We start from the raw sequence: 18,047 nt of genomic DNA, 5'->3' as shown, positions 1-18,047 counted from the left end.
CGGACGGCAAGTCCGCATGCCGGGACGAAGGGCTCATTCCTCGGTCAGGTAGCGCTGGAGGGTGGGCGCCACCAGGGCCACGATCGCCTCCGGGTCGGCGGACGCGAGGGGCTCGACCTGGACCACGTACCGCAGGATCGCGATGCCGACCATGTGGGAGGCGGCGAGCTCGGCGCGGAAGGTCGGGTCGGGGACGTCCAGATCGGCCGCCACCCGCTCCAGGACGCGGCGCAGGACGATGCGGCGCAGCACCGCGGCGGCCGCGTCGTGGGTCAGCGCGGACCGGATCACGGCCAGCAGCGGCGCCCGGGTGACCGGGTTCTCCCAGATCCCCAGGAAGTAGCGGGCGAGCCGTTCCCCGATGCCTTCCGGGCCCTCGCCGAGGATCGCCGGGACCACCAGCGCCGGCTCCATGCTCAGCTCGATGGCGGCGGCGAAGAGGTCGTCCTTGCTGCCGAAGTAGTGGTGGACCAGGGCCGGGTCCACGCCGGCGGCCTTGGCGACGCCGCGTACGGAGGTCTTGTCGTAGCCGCGCGCGGCGAACTCGGAGCGGGCGGCGAGGCGGATGCGCTCCTGGGTGCCGGGCCCTTCCCCGGCCTCGTCCTGGCGGGGCCGGCCGGGGCCGCGGCGGCGCTTCAGGGGCTCGGTCACGGGCGCCGGGCCCCGTCACGCGGCGCGGACGCCGTGGCGAGGTGCAGGCGGGTGAAGGCCAGCGCCTCGGCGAGGTCGGCCTCGCGCTCCGCGGAGGACATGGCGCGCCGGGTGTTGACCTCGATCACCACGTGCCCGTCGAAGGACGTACGGGCGAGGCGCTCCAGCAGCTCGGCGCAGGGCTGCGTACCGCGGCCCGGGACCAGGTGCTCGTCCTTCGCCGAACCGTTTCCGTCGGCGAGGTGGACGTGCGCGAGCCGGTCGCCCATCCGGTCGATCATCGCGGTGGCGTCGGTACGGGCGGTCGCGGTGTGCGACAGGTCGACGGTGAAGTGCCGGTAGTCGTCCTTCGTCACGTCCCACTCGGGGGCGTACGCGAGCATCTCGCGGTCGCGGTAGCGCCAGGGGTACATGTTCTCGACGGCGAACCGGACGTCGGTCTCGTCGGCCATCCGCCAGATCCCGGTGACGAAGTCCCGCGCGTACTGGCGCTGCCAGCGGAAGGGCGGGTGCACGACCACGGTGGATGCGCCGAGCCGCTCGGCCGCCGCCCGGGCCCGCTGGAGCTTGGTCCAGGGGTCGGTGGACCACACCCGCTGGGTGATCAGCAGGCACGGCGCGTGGATGGCGAGGATCGGCACCTGGTGGTGGTCGGACAGCCGGCGCAGGGCGTCGACGTCCTGGCTGACCGGGTCCGTCCAGACCATGACCTCGACGCCGTCGTAGCCGAGGCGCGCGGCGATCTCGAAGGCGGTCGCCGTGGACTCCGGATAGACGGAGGCGGTGGACAGGGCGACTTTCGCGGTCGGGACACGGACTGGTTCTGCCACGGACACAGGGTACGGGCCCGGGGCCGCGTGTACGTGTCGCCCCTCAGCCGTTGCCGTCAGCCGTTGCCCGTCGGCAGGTGGTCCAGCCTGCGCAGGATGACGCCCTCGCGCAGGGCCCAGGGGCAGATCTCGAGCTCGTCGACGCCGAAGAGGTCCATCGCGCCCTCGGCGACCACCGCTCCGGCCAGCAGCTGGTTCGCCCGGCCCTCCGAGACGCCCGGGAGCGCCGCCCGCTGGGCCGTGGTCATCGCGGCCAGCCGCGGGACCCACTCCTCCAGCGACTTTCGGGTCAGGTCGCGCTGCACGTAGAGGCCGTCCGCCGAGCGGGCCGCACCCGCGATGCGGGCCAGCTGCTTGAACGTCTTCGACGTCGCCACCACGTGGTCCGGCGTCCCGAAGCGGCTGAACTCCCCCACCGTGCGCGCGATCTCCGCCCGCACGTGCCTGCGCAGGGCCCGGATGTCGAGCGCGTCCGGCGGGTCGCCCGGCAGCCAGCCCGACGTCAGCCGGCCCGCGCCCAGCGGGAGGGAGACGGCCGCGTCCGGGTCCTCGTCGATGCCGTACGCGATCTCCAGCGAGCCGCCGCCGATGTCGAGGACCAGCAGCTTCCCGGCCGACCAGCCGAACCAGCGGCGCGCGGCCAGGAAGGTCAGCCGGGCCTCGTCCTCACCGCTCAGGACGGGCAGGTCGACCCCGGTCTCGGCCTTGATCCGGGCCAGCACCGCGTCCGCGTTCGTGGCCTCGCGGACGGCGCTGGTCGCGAAGGGCAGCACGTCCTCGCAGCCCTTGTCCTCGGCGGCCTGCACCGCGTCGTTGATCACGGAGACGAGTCGCTCGACGCCCTCGGGAGTGACCGCGCCGCCCTCGTCGAGGAGCTCCGCCAGCCGAATTTCCACCTTGTGCGAGTGCGCAGGCTGCGGGCGCGCGCCGGGGTGCGCGTCCACCACCAGCAGGTGGACCGTGTTCGAACCCACATCAAGGACACCGAGTCTCATAGGGGGAAACGCTACTGCGGCGAACGCGTATGGGTGACGCAGGGGGCGCTTACGCTTGGGTTTGTGCCACATACGAAGAAGGCCCACAAGACCAAGCCCGGCGACAAGGCCGGAAACAAGACCGGAAACAAGGCCGCCAAGGCGAAGGCCGCCGCACCGCTGGCCGACGAGAAGGGGCTCGACTTCCCCCGGGCCTGGGTGGAGTTCCCCGATCCCGCCGACGACGAGCAGGTCTTCCGCTGCGACCTGACCTGGCTCACCTCGCGCTGGACCTGCATCTTCGGCAGCGGCTGCCAGGGCATCCAGGCGGGCCGGGCGTCCGACGGCTGCTGCACGCTCGGCGCGCACTTCTCCGACGAGGACGACGAGAAGCGCGTCGCCCAGCACGTGGCCCGGCTGACGCCCGAGCTGTGGCAGTTCCACGACGTGGGCAGCGAGACCGGGTGGACTCAGCACGACGACGACGGGGAGAAGCAGACCCGCCGCTGGGACGGCGCGTGCATCTTCCTGAACCGGCCGGGGTTCCCCGCCGGGGCCGGCTGTGCGCTGCACATCCTGGCGTTGAAGAGCGGCCAGGAGCCGCTGGAGACGAAGCCGGACGTGTGCTGGCAGCTGCCGATCCGCCGTACCTACGACTGGATCGAGCGGCCCGACGACACCCGCGTGCTCCAGGTGTCGATCGGCGAGTACGACCGGCGCGGCTGGGGTCCGGGCGGCCACGACCTGCACTGGTGGTGCACGTCGGCCACCTCCGCGCACGGCGCCGGGAAGCCGGTGTACGTGTCGTACCGCGCCGAGCTGACGGAGCTGATGGGCAAGGAGGCGTACGAGGAGCTGGTGAAGCTGTGCGAGGCGCGGCTCGCCTCGCTGCTGCCGATGGCCCCGCACCCGGCCGACCCGGAGCCGCCGGCCTAGGCCGGCGAAGCCGACGGCCCCGGTCCGGGGTCGGGGTCGGGGGAAACCGTTCCTCCTGATGTCGGCGTCGGTGTCGGGGTGGGCGTCGGTGTCGGGGTCGGCGTGGGTGTCGGGGTCGGCGTCGGGGTGGGCGTGGGTGTCGGGGTCGGCGTGGGCGTCGGGGCCGGGGTCGACGGCGGCTCCGGGGTCGGAGCGGGGCGCCCGCGGCCCTGGATGGAGACGACCGCGCCCCCGGGATCCACCCCCACCCGGGCGGTCCAGGCCCCCACGGGCTGGGCCTCGGTGTCCACGGCGATCCGCAGGGTGACCGATTCTCCGGGCGCCAGCGTGCCCGCGGTCCGGCTCGCGCGCAGCCAGGGCGCGTCGGACCAGAGCCGCCAGTCCACCGGGGCGCCGCCGGACGCGGTGAGGGTGAGCAGCGTGGTGGCTCCGTGGGAGGACGCGGCGACCGTGAGCCGGCCGGGGGCGCCGGCCCGGTCGGGAGCCGGCGGCGGCCCGGTGCTGATCACCTCGACCGAGACGTCGGGCTCGGCGCTGCCCGGGGCGAAGCCGGGGCTGCCGGTGGCGGATGTGGTGTTCCCGGTGTTCTCGTAGGCGGTGAGCGGGCGGCCGCCGATGTACGGCGCCGCCGGGAGGTCGGACTCGCTCGCCGAGATGCGGGTGGCGGTGTCGCCGCCGACGGGTTCGCCGGTGCTGGGGGCGCCGCGGTAGGCCGCCCACAGGGCCAGGACCGGCGCGGCCACGACGGTGGCGACCACGGTGGTGGTCACCGCGCGGGCCCTCATCCTGTCGCGGCGGGCCGCGCGGTCCTTGGGGTCCATCGGGAAGCCGGTGCGGTCGAAGCGCGGGGCGGGCCGGCGGCCCCGGCCGCCGGAGCGGAGCATGGCGGCGTGGACGGCGGTGCGCGGGGCGGGGACGAGCGGGAGGGCCGCGGTGTCGATGCCGCCGGAGCCCGGCCAGGGCGCCCCTGCGCCTACGCGTTCGGCGACGCGGCGGCAGCGCGGACAGTCGTCGACGTGGCGTACGAGCTCGGCGCGCAGGGTGGTGGACAGCAGGACCTGTCCGTCGGCGGTGAGCCGGGAGACGCTCGGGCAGCTGCCGGTCTCCACGACGGCGAGGGCGGTGCGGGTGCGCTCCACCTCGCAGGCGGCGCCGGACAGCAGCTCCCGGGCGGCGACCGCGGGCGTGCCGAGGACGGCGGCCAGTTCGGTGACGCCGAGGCGGTGGCGGACGGCGAGTTCCAGGGCCTCGCGCTGTTCGGGCGTGGTCCCGGCGGCCTCCGGCCAGGCGAGCCGGGCCAGCTCGGTACGGCGGTACGCGCTCACGTCAAGCGTGCGGCGGGCCCCGCCGGAGGGGTCGCCGTCCGTGTGGCCCTCACCCGGCGCGCGACCGGCGTACGTGCGCTCCGGCGCACGCCGGGCGCAATGCGCTCCCTGCCGTACGCGCCTCTGCTCGGCCAGCCGGTGCAGGCAGCCCCAGCGCGCCAGGGCGTAGAGCCAGGCCCGTCGGTCGCCCTCGTCGGGGCAGCGGCCGGGATGCCGTTCGGCCACGGCGAGTACGTCGCCCAGCACGTCGGTGGCGGTGTCGTGGTCGCACAGCACCGAGAGGCAGTACGTGAACAGGCCGTCCAGGTAGGGCTCGTGTCGGAAGGGCGGCGGCGGCTCCTGCTCGAACGGCGTGCGCCCGTGCGCCCGGTGTGCGCCGGAGCGTGACGAGGAGTGTGCCTGGCTGCTGCTGTTCACCTGGCGACCGTAGGCGGCGCGCCGGTGGACCTCCGGAAGCCTTCCCCGGATTTAGCCCTTACGGGTGAACAGATCGGTGGGGTACTGACCGCGGGGTTGTCGGTAGCGGTGCGGGCGCTGTCGGTGCCTGCGGCTACCGTGAGCGGCATGGCTGCCCGTACCGCTCGTTCATCCGCCAAGGACCGGCCGTCCTACCGCTGTACCGAGTGCGGCTGGACGACCGCGAAGTGGCTCGGGCGGTGTCCCGAGTGCCAGGCGTGGGGCACCGTCGAGGAGATGGGCACGCCCGCCGTGCGGACCACCGCCGCGGGCCGTGTGTCGACCGCCGCGGTGCCGATCGCGCAGGTCGACGGCCGGACGGCGACCGCGCGCAGCACCGGTGTGGACGAACTGGACCGGGTCCTCGGCGGCGGGCTCGTGCCCGGCGCCGTGGTGCTGCTCGCGGGGGAGCCCGGCGTCGGGAAGTCGACGCTGCTGCTCGACGTCGCGGCGAAGGCGTCCAGCGGCGACCACCGCACGCTGTACGTCACGGGTGAGGAGTCGGCGAGCCAGGTGCGGCTGCGCGCCGACCGGATCAACGCGCTGAGCGACCACCTCTACCTGGCGGCCGAGACCGACCTCTCGGCCGTGCTGGGGCACCTGGACGCGGTGAAGCCCTCCCTCCTGATCCTGGACTCCGTACAGACCGTCGCCTCCCCCGAGATCGACGGCGCGCCCGGCGGCATGGCCCAGGTGCGCGAGGTCGCCGGCGCCCTGATCCGCGCCTCCAAGGAACGCGGGATGTCCACGCTCCTCGTCGGCCACGTGACCAAGGACGGGGCCATCGCCGGTCCCCGCCTGCTGGAGCACCTGGTCGACGTGGTGCTGAGCTTCGAGGGCGACCGGCACGCCCGGCTGCGGCTGGTGCGCGGCGTCAAGAACCGGTACGGGGCCACCGACGAGGTGGGCTGCTTCGAACTGCACGACGAGGGGATCACCGGCCTCGCCGACCCGAGCGGGCTGTTCCTGACCCGGCGCGCCGAGGCGGTGCCCGGCACCTGTCTGACGGTGACCCTGGAGGGCAAGCGCCCGCTGGTCGCCGAGGTGCAGGCGCTGACCGTGGACTCGCAGATCCCCTCCCCCCGGCGCACCACCTCGGGCCTGGAGACCTCGCGCGTCTCGATGATGCTGGCGGTGCTGGAGCAGCGCGGCCGGATCACCGCGCTGGGCAAGCGCGACATCTACAGCGCGACCGTGGGCGGGGTGAAGCTGACCGAGCCGGCCGCCGACCTGGCGATCGCGCTGGCCCTGGCCTCCGCCGCCAGCGACGTCCCGCTCCCGAAGAACCTCGTGGCGATCGGGGAGGTCGGCCTGGCCGGCGAGGTGCGGCGGGTGACCGGCGTACAGCGGCGGCTCGCGGAGGCGCACCGGCTCGGCTTCACGCACGCCCTGGTGCCTGCGGATCCGGGCAGGGTGCCGGCCGGGATGAAGGTCACCGAGGTCGCCGACATGGGCGACGCGCTACGGGTCCTGCCGCGCGGGCGGTCCCGTACGCCGGCCAAGGAGCGGGACGGGTCGTAGCTGGTCAGCGGGTCCGTACGGGGTCAGGACGGGCGTACCCGGGCAAGCCCCGGCTGGGCCGCAGCGCACGCCGGTAGACTTCGGGATGGTCCGCCCGGCCGTACGCAGGCGGCGCAACCCGCGACCGGAGGAGTGCAGTGGCAGCCAAGGACGGGGCAGCAGCATCCGGCAAGTCGGGCGCGAGCTCCAAGCAGGAGGCCATGATGCGCGCCTCGCTGAGCGCGGTCGCACCTGGTCAGCCGCTGCGTGACGGCCTGGAACGGATCGTCCGCGGCAACACCGGCGGGCTCATCGTCCTCGGCATGGACAAGACGGTCGAGTCGATGTGCACCGGTGGCTTCGTCCTGGACGTGGAGTTCACGGCGACCCGGTTGCGCGAGCTGTGCAAGCTCGACGGTGCGCTGATCCTGGACAAGGACATCACCAAGATCCTGCGGGCCGGTGTGCAGCTGGTGCCGGACGCGTCGATCCCCACGGAGGAGACGGGCACCCGGCACCGGACCGCCGACCGCGTCTCCAAGCAGTGCGGTTTCCCGGTCGTCTCGGTGTCGCAGTCGATGCGGCTGATCGCGCTGTACGTGGACGGGGAGCGGCGGGTCCTGGAGGAGTCCGGGGCGATCCTGTCGCGGGCCAACCAGGCGCTGGCCACGCTGGAGCGGTACAAGCTGCGCCTCGACGAGGTGGCGGGCACGCTGTCGGCCCTGGAGATCGAGGACCTGGTCACGGTCCGTGACGTGACCGCGGTCGCGCAGCGGCTGGAAATGGTCCGCCGGATCGCGACCGAGATCGCCGAGTACGTCATCGAGCTGGGGACGGACGGGCGGCTGCTGTCGCTCCAGCTGGACGAGCTGACGGTCGGGATCGAGCAGGAGCGGGAGCTGGTGATCCGGGACTACGTGCCGGAGCCGACGGCGAAGCGTTCCCGCACGGTGGAGGAGGCGCTGCCGGCGCTGGACGCGCTGACGCATCCGGAGCTGCTGGAACTGGCGATCGTGGCGAAGGCACTGGGGTACACGGGGTCGCCGGAGACCCTGGACTCGGCGGTGTCGCCCCGCGGGTACCGGCTCCTGGCGAAGGTTCCCCGGCTGCCGGGCGCCATCATCGAGCGGCTCGTGGAGCACTTCGGGGGTCTGCAGAAGCTGCTGGCCGCGAGCGTGGACGACCTGCAGACGGTGGACGGCGTGGGCGAGGCCCGTGCGCGCAGCGTCCGCGAGGGCCTCTCCCGCCTGGCCGAATCCTCGATCCTCGAGCGGTACGTCTAGGCGGTACGTACCGTCTAGGACTTGCCTTCGAGCACCAGCTCAGTGGTCCACTCCTCGCCCGCCTTGCCCCCGGTGCTGTCGAGGGTGCCCGAGTAGACGCCGTCCACGGGCAGCTTCTCGCCGCCCGACGTGGACTGGAGGACGTCGCACACCTCGGCGACGGAGGTCACCGGCTCGCCCTTCACCGTGGTCAGCACGTCGCCGGCTCCGAGGTTCGCTTTGGCGGCCTGGGATTGCGGAGTGACGCTCAGGGCCATCACCCCGTCGACGCCCTGCTTCTGGAAGGCGGCGAAGGCCTTGTCGTCCGGTGCTCCGATCTCCTCGAAGGTGGTGGGGAGGCTCGGGTCCGACATGTCGAGGAGCCACCACCCGGGGTCGTTCTTGGTGTCGCCCGCGGCCAGCCCGGCGAGCTTGGGTTCGGCGTGATCGCTGCTGATCGCGTAGAACTGCCCCGTCACTCCCTCGTCCGAGTAGCCCAGGGTGTTGATGCCGACGACTTCCCCCTTGGCGTTGAGCAGGGGGCCGCCCGAGTTGCCCGGGTTGACCGTCGCGGAATGCTGGATCAAGGAGGGGTAGTTCGGAAGTGACGTGAGGGGCGTCGCACCCACCTTGGACGTTTGCACGGCGCCGGAGGTGAAGGCGACCTTCTGTGTGACGTCGGTTTCCCCCAGGGATGCCGGATAGCCGAGCGCCATGACGGTGTCGGCCGTCTCGACGTCGTCGCTCTTGCCGAACTTCAGCTCCTTCAGATCCTCTTGGGGAGACGTGAGCTTGAGTACCGCGAGGTCCTCACAGGGATCGCTGCCGAGCACGCGCACGGGAACCGGCGATCCCTCCCCCACGACCGCCTTCAGGGCGGCCTCGCCCTGGATGACGTGCGCGTTGGTGACGATGAGCCCCTCGTCGGCGTCATAGACGAAGCCGGTACCGGCGCCGTACTTCCCGATCACGTGCACCGTGGCCGGCGCGGCCTTCTCGTAGACCTCCTTGGGCGAAGGATCGTCCGCCCGCGCCGCCCCGGGGCTCCAGGAGGTGAGGACCGCGGCCAGGACGCCGACAGCCACACCCGTGACTCTCGCACTCATAAGGTCCCCTTCGACTGGGGCGGCCGGCCCCGCCCCCTGGAACCACTGCCGGCCGGGAAATGTCGCTGTGATTTCAGCGTAATCCCGCGGAGCCGAGCTGTCCTGGAGGGGAGGACCGGGCCCGGGACCGCTCAGTCCTGCTTCAGGACGAACGAGGTTCGGGCGACCGGCATGCCGGGGGACTTGACCTCGACCACGTACGTGTCCGGGCCCGCGACGCCCGCCGGGGGCGACTGGCACTGGTCGGCCGCGCTGAACCGCCGGTCCCACTCCACCGAGTGCCTGGTCTCCCCCTGCGCGGGAACGCGGAAGAAGGCGCTGCCCGCGCCCGTCGGGCAGTCCGCCGAGGACCACACCGCCTTGTTCCCCGCCGCCTGAAGGATGGTCAGGACCGCCTGCTTCGGGCCGAGATCGATTTTGCAGGTGGTGCCGGCGATGTTGCGGGCGACGAGTTCGAGGCGGGGCTTCTCGTTCGCCTCGTACTCGTTCTTCACGCTCTTGACCTCCCACTGCAGCGCAGTGGGCGCGCACGTGGGCAGGCCCGGGTCGGCCGGGACCGGGGCCGCGCCGCCGCCCGGGCCGGAGCCCGTGCCGGCCGCGCCGCCGGTGCCCGTACCGCCGCCCGGTTCGCCGTTCTTGCCCGCGCCGGCGGCGGAGCCGCCACCCTCGGATCCGGTGCCGCCGCCGCCCGACTCCGCGCGTCCGCCCGGGGCCTGACTGATCGCCGGCCCCGTGCCGGCCGGGCCGGGGGTGATCGAGGTGACGGGATCGGGGTGGCTCTGGCCCTTGCCGTTCGTACTCGACTTCCCCCCGCCGGAACTGACGGTCCATACGGCGAGGAGCGCGAGGAGCGCGACGACGGACGCCAGCACAGCCCTCCGTCGCCAGTAGATGGAGGAGGGGAGCGGCCCGACCGGATTGCGCAGAGATCCCACGGACCGAACTTTACGAGAGTCCGCGGCCCGATCGGTGCCCCCCATGCCGCGCAGCAGGTTTGTTCTGCCGATGATCATCCTGCGGGTCCAGTGGGGGCGCAGGGAATCAGCCAAGAGCCCGACGCGGGCATACATCCGATATGAGTACCGTCGGTGACCATGGACAGCGCCGGCCTCTACCTCGACATCACCGATTTCGCCCACTCCACACCCGTCTGGGTGCAGTCGGCGTTCGAGATCTGGACGGAGTACGGGCTCCTGCTCTTCGGAGTGCTCTTCCCGGCCGTCTGGTGGCGCTCGCGCGGGCGGTCGAGCCCCCGGCCGGTCGCGCTCGCCGTGCTGGCCCCGGCCGCCACCGCCGCCGCGTACGTCGCCTCGGAGCTCGTGAAGTCCACCGTGGACGAGGAGCGGCCCTGCCGCGCCGTCGCCGGGGCCGTCGCCCCGCTCGTCACCTGCCCGGCCACCGGCGACTGGTCCTTCCCAAGCAACCACTCCGCCCTGGCGGGGGCCGCCGCCGTCGCGCTGGCCATGGCCGTACGCCGCCTCGCGCTGCTGACCGTCCCGCTCGCGCTGCTGATGGCCTTCTCCCGCGTCTTCGTCGGCGTGCACTACCCGCACGACGTGGCGATGGGCCTGCTGCTCGGCGGTTCGCTGGCCGCCCTCCTCGTCCTGGCCCTCGCGGGTCCGGCCGGCCGGGTCGTCGCCGCCATGCGGGCGAGCGGGGTACCCGCAGTTGTCCGGTTCACCGGCCCGGGCCCCGCAAGGCAGGGACGAAACGTGCCAGGATGCCGTCTGCCATGACTGCATCCCCCATCACCTCGCCCGGATCCCCCGACTCCCCCGAGTCCCCCGCCGTCTCCCACGCACTGCACTCCCCCGTCATCGCGTGGTTCGACGAGCACGCCCGCGACCTGCCCTGGCGCCGCCCCGAGGCCGGCCCCTGGGGGGTCATGGTCAGCGAGTTCATGCTCCAGCAGACCCCCGTCAGCCGCGTCCTGCCGGTGTACGAGCAGTGGCTCGCCCGGTGGCCGCGCCCCGCCGACCTGGCCGCCGAGGCCCCGGGCGAGGCCGTCCGCGCATGGGGCCGGCTGGGCTACCCGCGCCGGGCGCTGCGGCTGCACGGCGCGGCCGTGGCGATAACGGAGCGGCACGGGGGCGACGTGCCGCGGGAGCACGCGCAGCTCCTCGCGCTGCCCGGGATCGGGGAGTACACCGCGGCCGCCGTGGCCTCCTTCGCGTACGGACAGCGGCACGCCGTGCTCGACACCAACGTCCGGCGGGTCTTCGCGCGCACCGCCACCGGGGTCGAGTACCCGCCGAACGCCACCACCGCCGCCGAGCGGCGCCTGGCGCGGGCCCTGCTGCCCGCGGACGAGGACACCGCGGCCCGCTGGGCGGCGGCCTCGATGGAGCTCGGCGCACTGGTGTGCACCGCCAAGAACCCCGGCTGCGCCCGCTGCCCGGTGGCCGGGCTGTGCGCGTGGCGCCTCGCCGGGAAGCCCGCGCACGACGGGCCGCCGCGGCGCGGGCAGACGTACGCCGGGACCGACCGGCAGGTGCGGGGCCGGCTGCTCGCCGTGCTCCGGGAGGCGGTGGGGCCGGTTCCGCAGGCCGTGCTCGACACGGTCTGGGAGGAGCCGGTGCAGCGCGCCCGGGCGCTCGACGGGCTGGTCTCCGACGGGCTGGTGGAGCCGCTGGAGGGAGGCGCGTACCGGCTTCCGCAGACCTGAGCGGCGCCGCCTCCAAGCCCACCCGAAGCTGACTCGCCGATTCCGCTTTCAGCGGTGAAACCCCAGCTCACGGGCACTGTTACACAACCTATGGGTGTCCGTGCGTCCACCGAAGGCTGACCCGCACAGGCCCGTGACAACCCCTCCGTACCTTCGGATCCGTGAGGCAGCGGAAGAGCGGTTGCACGGAACGGAGGCGGTCTGAGATGGCGCACGGCGAGGTACTCGAATTCGAGGAGTACGTACGCACTCGGCAGGACGCGCTGCTGCGCAGCGCCCGTCGCCTGGTTCCGGACCCCACCGACGCGCAGGACCTCCTGCAGACCGCCCTCGTCCGCACCTACGGCCGCTGGGACGGCATCGCCGACAAGTCCCTCGCCGACGCCTACCTCCGCCGCGTCATGATCAACACCCGTACCGAGTGGTGGCGCGCCCGCAAGCTCGAAGAGGTCCCCACCGAGCAGCTCCCCGACGCCTCCGTCGAGGACGGCTCCGACCAGCGCGCCGACCGCGCCCTGCTCATGGACATCCTCAAGGTGCTGGCGCCCAAGCAGCGCAGCGTGGTCGTGCTGCGACACTGGGAGCAGATGAGCACCGAGGAGACGGCCGCCGCACTCGGCATGTCTGCGGGTACGGTGAAGAGCACGCTGCATCGCGCGCTGGCCCGCCTCCGGCAGGAGCTGGAGAGCCGGGACCTGGACATGCGCGCGCTGGAACGCGGTGACCACACCATCCGGTACGAGGGGCGTGAGCGGTGCGCGGCCTGAAGGGCCAAGGACTGACCGGCAGACGTTCGCTGGTCCTGGTGTCGGCGGGGACGATCGTCCTCGTCGGCACAGCCGTGTTGGCGGTCGGTTGCGCCACGGGCGGCACGGGCCTGCGCGACGGCGGCCCCGCGCGGACGGACCCGGTGGCCAAGACGGCTCCGTCCGCTGCCTCCCCGGAGGCCTCCTCCGGGGCGTCCGCGTCCGCGGCCACGTCCGGCAAGCCGCTGAAGAAGGTCGACCCGGTGGCGCTGCTGAAGGCGGACCCCAAGGTCAGCGCCGAGATCAAGCGGGACCTCAAGCCCTGCACGGGCAAGGAGTACCCCGTGGACGTGACCTACGGGAAGGTCACCGGCAGCACCGTCGTCGACATCGTGGTCAACGTCCTGTCGTGCGCCGACGCGCTGGGGCGCGGTTCGTACGTGTACCGCGCGGACGGCGCGACGTACGAGAATGTCTTCTCGGACGAGCAGCCGCCCGTCTACGCGGAGATCGACCGGGGCGATCTGGTGGTCACGAAGCAGGTCTACGCGAAGAGCGATCCGCTCGCCTATCCGTCGGGCGAGGACGTGATCACGTACCGCTGGGACGGGGAGAAGTTCACCGAGCAGGACCGGGTGCACTCCGAATACAGCAACGTGGTCGACGGCGGGGGCCAGCCCGCTCCGGCCGTGACCCACAAGCCGTGACCCCGCAAGCCGTGACCGCACCCGACTGACTCCCGCAGAACCGAGTACCGAAGAACCGAGGCGAGGCTCCCGCATGGCCGAGACCCATGTCCTGTTCGTGGAGGACGACGACGTCATCCGCGAGGCCACGACCCTGGCGCTGGAACGCGACGGGTTCGTGGTCACCGCCATGCCCGACGGCCTGTCCGGACTGGAGTCCTTCCGGGCGGACCGGCCCGACATCGCCCTGCTCGACGTGATGGTCCCCGGCATGGACGGCGTGAGCCTGTGCCGCCGCATCCGGGACGAGTCCACCGTCCCGGTGATCATGCTGTCGGCGCGCGCCGACTCCATCGACGTGGTGCTGGGCCTGGAGGCGGGGGCCGACGACTACGTCACCAAGCCCTTCGACGGCTCGGTGCTCGTCGCCCGGATCCGCGCGGTGCTGCGCCGCTTCGGCCACGCGGGCGGCCCGCAGAACGGCGGCCCGGGCTCCGACCAGGGTCAGGACGCGGAGCGCGGCGTGCTCTCCTTCGGCGATCTGGAGGTCGACACCGAGGGCATGGAGGTGCGCAAGGCGGGCGCGGCCGTGGCACTGACCCCCACCGAGATGCGGCTGCTGCTGGAGTTCTCCTCCGCGCCCGGCACCGTCCTGTCGCGCGACCGGCTGCTGGAGCGGGTCTGGGACTACGACTGGGGCGGCGACACCCGCGTCGTCGACGTCCACGTCCAGCGACTGCGCACCAAGATCGGGCAGGACCGGATCGAGACGGTCCGAGGCTTCGGATACAAGCTCAAGGCATGAAACGGTTCACCCTCCGGACCGGGATCCGCTGGAAGATCACCATCGCCGTCGCCGCCGTGGGCGCCCTCACGGCGGTCGCACTGAGCCTGGTGGTGCACAGCGCTGCCCGGGCGTCGATGCTGGAGAGCGCCCGCGAGGTGCAGCTGGACCGCGTGCAGTTCATCTCCCGCAACGCCGAGGCCGGCCGCAAGCCGCCGATGGGCGCCAAGCTCAACGACCCCGAACTCCCCGCCCCCCTCCGGGAGAAGGCACGCTCCGGGCGGCGCGGCACGTACGTCCAGGAGTCCGCGAAGGGGGGCCCTGAGGTATGGGCCGCGGTGCCGCTCGAGAACGGGCAGGTGCTGTCGCTGCACACCCAGTTCCGGGAGAGCGCCAACATGGTGCGCGACCTGGACCGGGCGCTGGTCGTCGGCTCGCTGGCCGTCGTGGTCGGCGGCTCGGCGCTGGGCGTGCTCATCGGCGGTCAGATCTCGCGCCGGCTGCGCAAGGCCGCGGCGGCCGCGCAGCGGGTGGCGCACGGGGATCCCGGGGTACGGGTCCGGGACGCGGTCGGGGGCGTCGTACGGGACGAGACGGACGACCTCGCGCGCGCGGTGGACGCCATGGCCGACGCCCTCCAGCAGCGGCTGGAGGCCGAGCGGCGGGTGACCGCCGACATCGCGCACGAGCTGCGGACGCCGGTGACCGGCCTGCTGACGGCGGCGGAACTGCTGCCTCCGGGCCGGCCGACCGAACTCGTACGGGACCGCGCGCAGGCGATGCGCGCGCTCGTCGAGGACGTGCTGGAGGTGGCCCGGCTGGACAGCGCCTCCGAGCGGGCGGAGCTCCAGGACGTGGCGCTGGGCGAATTCGTGCGCCGGCGGGTGACGGCGCTGATGCCGGAGGCGTCGGTACGGGTCGTCGCGGACGAGATCGTCAGCACCGACCCGCGGCGCCTGGAGCGGATCCTGGGAAACCTGCTGGCCAACGCCGCGCGGTACGGGCAGCCGCCGGTGCAGGTGGACGTGGAGGGCCGGGTCGTGCGGATCCGGGACCACGGGCCGGGCTTCCCGGAGGCGCTGCTGCGCGAGGGGCCGAGCCGCTTCCGCACCGGGTCGACGGACCGTGCGGGCGTGGGGCACGGGCTGGGCTTGACCATCGCCGAGGGCCAGGCGCGGGTGCTGGGCGCCCGGCTGACCTTCCGCAACGTGGCCGCGCCGGGCGGCTCGGACCGCGAGGGCGCGTCGGCGGGCGCGGTGGCGGTGCTGTGGCTGCCGGAGCACGCCCCGACGTCGACGGGCAGTTTTCCGGTGATCACCCCGCAGCGCTGAGCGGTGTCCGGTGGGTCCGGGCCGGTACCGGCCCTACGGTCCGGCAGGTCCGTGACTTAGCATCCGTGGCATGACCGACGGCACGAATCCCCAGAGCAACCCGCAGCCCGAGCCCGCCCCGGGGAGCGGTGGCTACGGGTTCCCGCCGGGGCCCCCCGCGCAGGGCGGGTACGGCTTCCCGCCCGGACCGCCCGCCCAGGGCGGCGGCTACGGCTTCCCGCCCGGGCCGCCCGCGCAGGACGGCGGCGGCTACGGCTACCCGCAGTCGGGGCAGCCCAACCCGTACCAGCCGGACGCGCAGCCGGACCCGTACCGGCAGGACCCCGGGGCGCAGCAGACGCCGTGGTCCCCGGCGCAGCCGGGCATACCGGGGGCGCCCCTCGGCGATCAGCCGGACTGGGAGGCCATGGCCGACCGCTCCGCGGCCGAGCGGCGCAAGAAGCGCCTGTGGATGCTGGGCGGCGGGGTGACCGTACTCGCGCTGCTGGCAGGGGGCGGAACGTTCTTCCTGCTGGGCAGGGGCGACGACCCGAAGAACCCTGCCGAGGACCCCTCGGCGTCCGCCTCCGCCTCACCGGGCGGCCCCTCGGGCTCGCCCGCGCCGTACTCGCCCACCGTCGAGGGCGACCCGACACTGCTGCGCGACACCAACGGGAAGATCGGCATCCGGCTCGGCTCCGACGCGTCGGTCGGACCGGTGGGCAAGCGGTTCCAGATCGTCTCGAAGGGGACGGCGAACTCCTACGCGCAGGCCTCCGAACAGGCCGTGGACGTGACCAAGAGCTTCAGCGTCACGGCCCGCCTCTACAACTCGGCCGCCAAGGGCGCGCGGATCGCCGTGAGCCAGGGCGACGGGGAGTCGTTCTCGTTCGAGCTCGGCATCAACGAGGTGAACGGCAAGCAGGCCTGGATCTTCCGCGTGCAGACCGGTGACAAGGGCGCCGCGGCGACCACGCAGACCGTCGTCGCCGAGGGCCTCCCCATGGTCAAGACCCCGACCATGCTGATGGGCTCGTACGACGCGGAGAAGAAGACCATCACCCTCTACGTGGACGGCAAGAAGGCCGGCGAGGCCGCCGTGCCGGGCATCTGGCAGGCTCCCGGCCCGCTGCAGCTGGGCCGCTCCCGGCACCACAACATCTGGACCGGCGCGTGGCAGGGCGCCATGCACAACATCCGGGTCTACGAGTCGGCGTTCTCACCCGAGCAGGCGGCCGCGTACAAGGAGGGCAAGCTGCCCGCGACGACGAAGCCGTCGCACTCCTGGCTGCTCACGTAGTGCTGTGACCGGGCCCCCCGCCGGGGGCCCGTCCGGAGAGTCAGATGGTGACGCCGACGGTGCGCAGGAAGGCCACCGGGTTGACGGACGAGCCGTAGTTCGGGGTCGTCCGGATCTCGAAGTGCAGGTGCGGGCCGCTGGAGTTGCCGGTGTTGCCGGACAGCGCGATCTGCTGGTCCACGGCGACCTTCTGGCCGACCTTGACCTGGATCTTCGAGAGGTGCGCGTACTGCGAGTACATGTTGTTCGCGTGCTTGATCACGACGGCGTTGCCGTACGCGGGGCCGTCGCCGCCGCCGTTGGGGCCCGCCTTGACGACGGTGCCGGCGGCCACGGCGTCGACCGGGGTGCCGGTCGGGACGGCGAAGTCCTGGCCGGAGTGCTTGGACGCCCACATGCTGCCGCCCTTGCCGTACGTCGCGGACAGCGTGTACTTCTCGACCGGCTTGTCCCACAGGCCGGTCTTCGAGGCTTTCGCGGTGTTCCCGGCGCCGGCGGCCTGGGCCGCGGCCTGCGCGGCCACCAGCTCGGCGGTGCCGGCCAGGGCGGTCTGCGTCGTGTCGGCGAAGGCGGCGGTCGTCCCGGCTCCGAGGGCCAGCGCCGCACCGAGAGCGGTTGCGCCGGCGGCGATACGGGTACGACGGGTGATGACGCGCTTCGCGGACATGAAGGAGACCTCCGGGGCCGGGGACAAAGACGGTGTTCACGCCCGCCACGGGCATGAAGTGACCCGGCACGTGAGGACGTGTGCCGGGTGGGCTCATCTTTGGTAACCCGGGCGCCCATACTTCCCCAAACCTCCCTTTTACTACCTGAAGTCGTAGACGGGGTGAGTGTGACGAACTCGGTTGACCAGGTCCCTACTGGGTCGCTGATGGACAAATCGGGTGACTGGATCTACGAAACCTTCTAGTAGGTCCGATTTGCCCTGTGCGGCTTGTCACCGGCCCAGGACCTTCGGCGGGCAACCGGTCACTACGCTCACGCGTCATGGAGGCATCGGTGGTGGGCATACGGCTGGCCTCGGGGGCACTGACCCCCCTCATCAAGAAGCTCTTCCAGAGCGAGGGCCCGGGCGCGGGCCTGGCCGGGCCTCCGGCGAGCGGCCCCTCCCCGCGCAGGAGGAGGCGCGCGTGGCGGCCGCCCCGGCCGTGACCCTGAACGCGCTCGGCGACCTCACCCTCTCCGACCTGGAAGCCGTCCGCCTCGGACACCGGGCCGGGAGACGGCTCCCCGTCCTGCTCCCGCCCCGCCGACCAGCTCCTCACCGAGCACCACCGGGTCCTGCTCCGCGGAGAGGCAGGCTCCGGGAAGACCACCCTGAGCCTGTGGCTGGCCGTCTCCGCCGCCCGGGGCGAGGGGGACGGCCGGATCCCCTTCGCACTCCCGCTGCGCGGCCTCACCCGCCACGGCGGAGCCCGGGGACGGAAACAGGGGCGGGGGCCGGGCGGGGGGGGGGCGGGGGGGGGCCCCGGGGGGGGGGGGGCCCCGGGGGGGGGGGGGGCCGGGGGGGGGG

General features: G+C 73.2%; 19 protein-coding genes. 12 read left to right on the top strand and 7 right to left on the bottom strand.

Annotation, left to right across the window (positions count from 1 at the left end; translation table 11 throughout):
* Positions 1–33: 33 nt before the first annotated feature.
* The 3 genes from ACIPUC_RS36110 to ACIPUC_RS36100 are packed head-to-tail and all read right to left on the bottom strand — an operon-like array spanning position 34 to position 2,476.
* Positions 34–651 carry a TetR/AcrR family transcriptional regulator gene (locus ACIPUC_RS36110; RefSeq protein WP_446594619.1) on the bottom strand — a complete coding sequence of 206 codons (618 nt, stop codon included), beginning with the start codon at positions 649–651 and terminating at the stop codon, positions 34–36.
* Entirely contained in the window at positions 648–1,481 is an 834-nt protein-coding gene (locus ACIPUC_RS36105; protein ID WP_446594618.1) for a sugar phosphate isomerase/epimerase family protein, read from the bottom strand. The genes ACIPUC_RS36110 and ACIPUC_RS36105 overlap by 4 nt, the downstream gene beginning before the upstream one ends.
* A 56-nt stretch (positions 1,482–1,537) precedes the next feature.
* Entirely contained in the window at positions 1,538–2,476 is a 939-nt protein-coding gene (locus ACIPUC_RS36100) for a Ppx/GppA phosphatase family protein (protein ID WP_446594617.1), read from the bottom strand.
* Positions 2,477–2,539: 63 nt separating this feature from the next.
* On the opposite strand from ACIPUC_RS36100, the gene ACIPUC_RS36095 reads away from it, so the two are divergent.
* Entirely contained in the window at positions 2,540–3,391 is an 852-nt protein-coding gene (locus ACIPUC_RS36095) for a hypothetical protein (RefSeq protein WP_446594616.1), read from the top strand.
* Here the strand turns inward: ACIPUC_RS36095 and ACIPUC_RS36090 are convergent.
* A complete protein-coding gene (locus ACIPUC_RS36090) occupies positions 3,388–5,133 on the bottom strand; it encodes a BACON domain-containing protein (protein ID WP_446594615.1) in 1,746 nt (581 codons plus the stop codon). The two genes, ACIPUC_RS36095 and ACIPUC_RS36090, sit on opposite strands and share 4 nt — an antisense overlap.
* Positions 5,134–5,280: 147 nt before the next feature.
* On the opposite strand from ACIPUC_RS36090, the gene radA reads away from it, so the two are divergent.
* Positions 5,281–6,693 (top strand): DNA repair protein RadA, encoded by a 1,413-nt coding sequence (gene radA, locus ACIPUC_RS36085; RefSeq protein ID WP_446594614.1) that lies wholly within the window; start codon positions 5,281–5,283, stop codon positions 6,691–6,693.
* A 137-nt stretch (positions 6,694–6,830) separates the two neighbouring features.
* A complete protein-coding gene (gene disA, locus ACIPUC_RS36080) occupies positions 6,831–7,955 on the top strand; it encodes a DNA integrity scanning diadenylate cyclase DisA (RefSeq protein WP_446594613.1) in 1,125 nt (374 codons plus the stop codon).
* Between the two features lie 14 nt (positions 7,956–7,969).
* On the opposite strand, the gene ACIPUC_RS36075 is transcribed toward disA, so the two are convergent.
* Together ACIPUC_RS36075 and ACIPUC_RS36070 are read right to left on the bottom strand one after the other, a co-directional pair.
* Complete coding sequence (locus tag ACIPUC_RS36075) at positions 7,970–9,040, bottom strand: S1C family serine protease (protein ID WP_446594612.1); 1,071 nt, start codon at positions 9,038–9,040, stop codon at positions 7,970–7,972.
* A gap of 131 nt (positions 9,041–9,171) precedes the next feature.
* The gene (locus ACIPUC_RS36070) at positions 9,172–9,975 is read right to left on the bottom strand and encodes a hypothetical protein (protein ID WP_446594611.1); all 804 of its coding nucleotides are present in this window, start codon (positions 9,973–9,975) and stop codon (positions 9,172–9,174) included.
* Positions 9,976–10,134: 159 nt separating this feature from the next.
* On the opposite strand from ACIPUC_RS36070, the gene ACIPUC_RS36065 reads away from it, so the two are divergent.
* The 7 genes from ACIPUC_RS36065 to ACIPUC_RS36035 all read left to right on the top strand — a co-directional run bounded on the left by ACIPUC_RS36065 (position 10,135) and on the right by ACIPUC_RS36035 (position 16,531).
* On the top strand, positions 10,135–10,776 hold the full coding sequence (locus tag ACIPUC_RS36065) for a phosphatase PAP2 family protein (RefSeq protein WP_446594610.1): 642 nt from the start codon (positions 10,135–10,137) through the stop codon (positions 10,774–10,776).
* On the top strand, positions 10,773–11,705 hold the full coding sequence (locus tag ACIPUC_RS36060; protein WP_446594609.1) for an A/G-specific adenine glycosylase: 933 nt from the start codon (positions 10,773–10,775) through the stop codon (positions 11,703–11,705). Before ACIPUC_RS36065 ends, ACIPUC_RS36060 begins: the two co-directional genes overlap by 4 nt.
* Before the next feature lie 206 nt (positions 11,706–11,911).
* Positions 11,912–12,472: a SigE family RNA polymerase sigma factor gene (locus tag ACIPUC_RS36055; RefSeq protein ID WP_069920779.1), complete on the top strand. Its 561-nt coding sequence runs from the start codon at positions 11,912–11,914 to the stop codon at positions 12,470–12,472.
* The gene (locus ACIPUC_RS36050; RefSeq protein ID WP_446594608.1) at positions 12,460–13,158 is read left to right on the top strand and encodes a hypothetical protein; all 699 of its coding nucleotides are present in this window, start codon (positions 12,460–12,462) and stop codon (positions 13,156–13,158) included. The genes ACIPUC_RS36055 and ACIPUC_RS36050 overlap by 13 nt, the downstream gene beginning before the upstream one ends.
* Positions 13,159–13,231: 73 nt before the next feature.
* Positions 13,232–13,942 carry a two-component system response regulator CseB gene (cseB, locus tag ACIPUC_RS36045; protein ID WP_446594607.1) on the top strand — a complete coding sequence of 237 codons (711 nt, stop codon included), beginning with the start codon at positions 13,232–13,234 and terminating at the stop codon, positions 13,940–13,942.
* Positions 13,939–15,252 carry a two-component system sensor histidine kinase CseC gene (gene cseC, locus ACIPUC_RS36040; protein WP_446594606.1) on the top strand — a complete coding sequence of 438 codons (1,314 nt, stop codon included), beginning with the start codon at positions 13,939–13,941 and terminating at the stop codon, positions 15,250–15,252. Before cseB ends, cseC begins: the two co-directional genes overlap by 4 nt.
* Before the next feature lie 70 nt (positions 15,253–15,322).
* A complete protein-coding gene (locus tag ACIPUC_RS36035; protein WP_446594605.1) occupies positions 15,323–16,531 on the top strand; it encodes a LamG-like jellyroll fold domain-containing protein in 1,209 nt (402 codons plus the stop codon).
* 40 nt (positions 16,532–16,571) lie between these two features.
* Here ACIPUC_RS36035 and ACIPUC_RS36030 read toward each other — a convergent pair whose 3' ends face one another.
* On the bottom strand, positions 16,572–17,198 hold the full coding sequence (locus ACIPUC_RS36030) for a M23 family metallopeptidase (RefSeq protein ID WP_446594604.1): 627 nt from the start codon (positions 17,196–17,198) through the stop codon (positions 16,572–16,574).
* Positions 17,199–17,521: 323 nt separating this feature from the next.
* Between ACIPUC_RS36030 and ACIPUC_RS36025 the strand changes: the two genes are divergently transcribed.
* Positions 17,522–17,686: a hypothetical protein gene (locus ACIPUC_RS36025; protein ID WP_446594603.1), complete on the top strand. Its 165-nt coding sequence runs from the start codon at positions 17,522–17,524 to the stop codon at positions 17,684–17,686.
* Between the two features lie 129 nt (positions 17,687–17,815).
* Positions 17,816–18,047 (top strand): NACHT domain-containing protein (locus ACIPUC_RS36020; RefSeq protein WP_446594631.1); only part of this gene is annotated, 232 nt, incomplete at its 3' end.

The sequence above is a fragment of the Streptomyces sp. LARHCF249 genome, from assembly GCF_052871255.1.
Note: the sequence above shows the minus strand (reverse complement) of the source record. Positions and strands in the feature narration are given on the sequence as shown.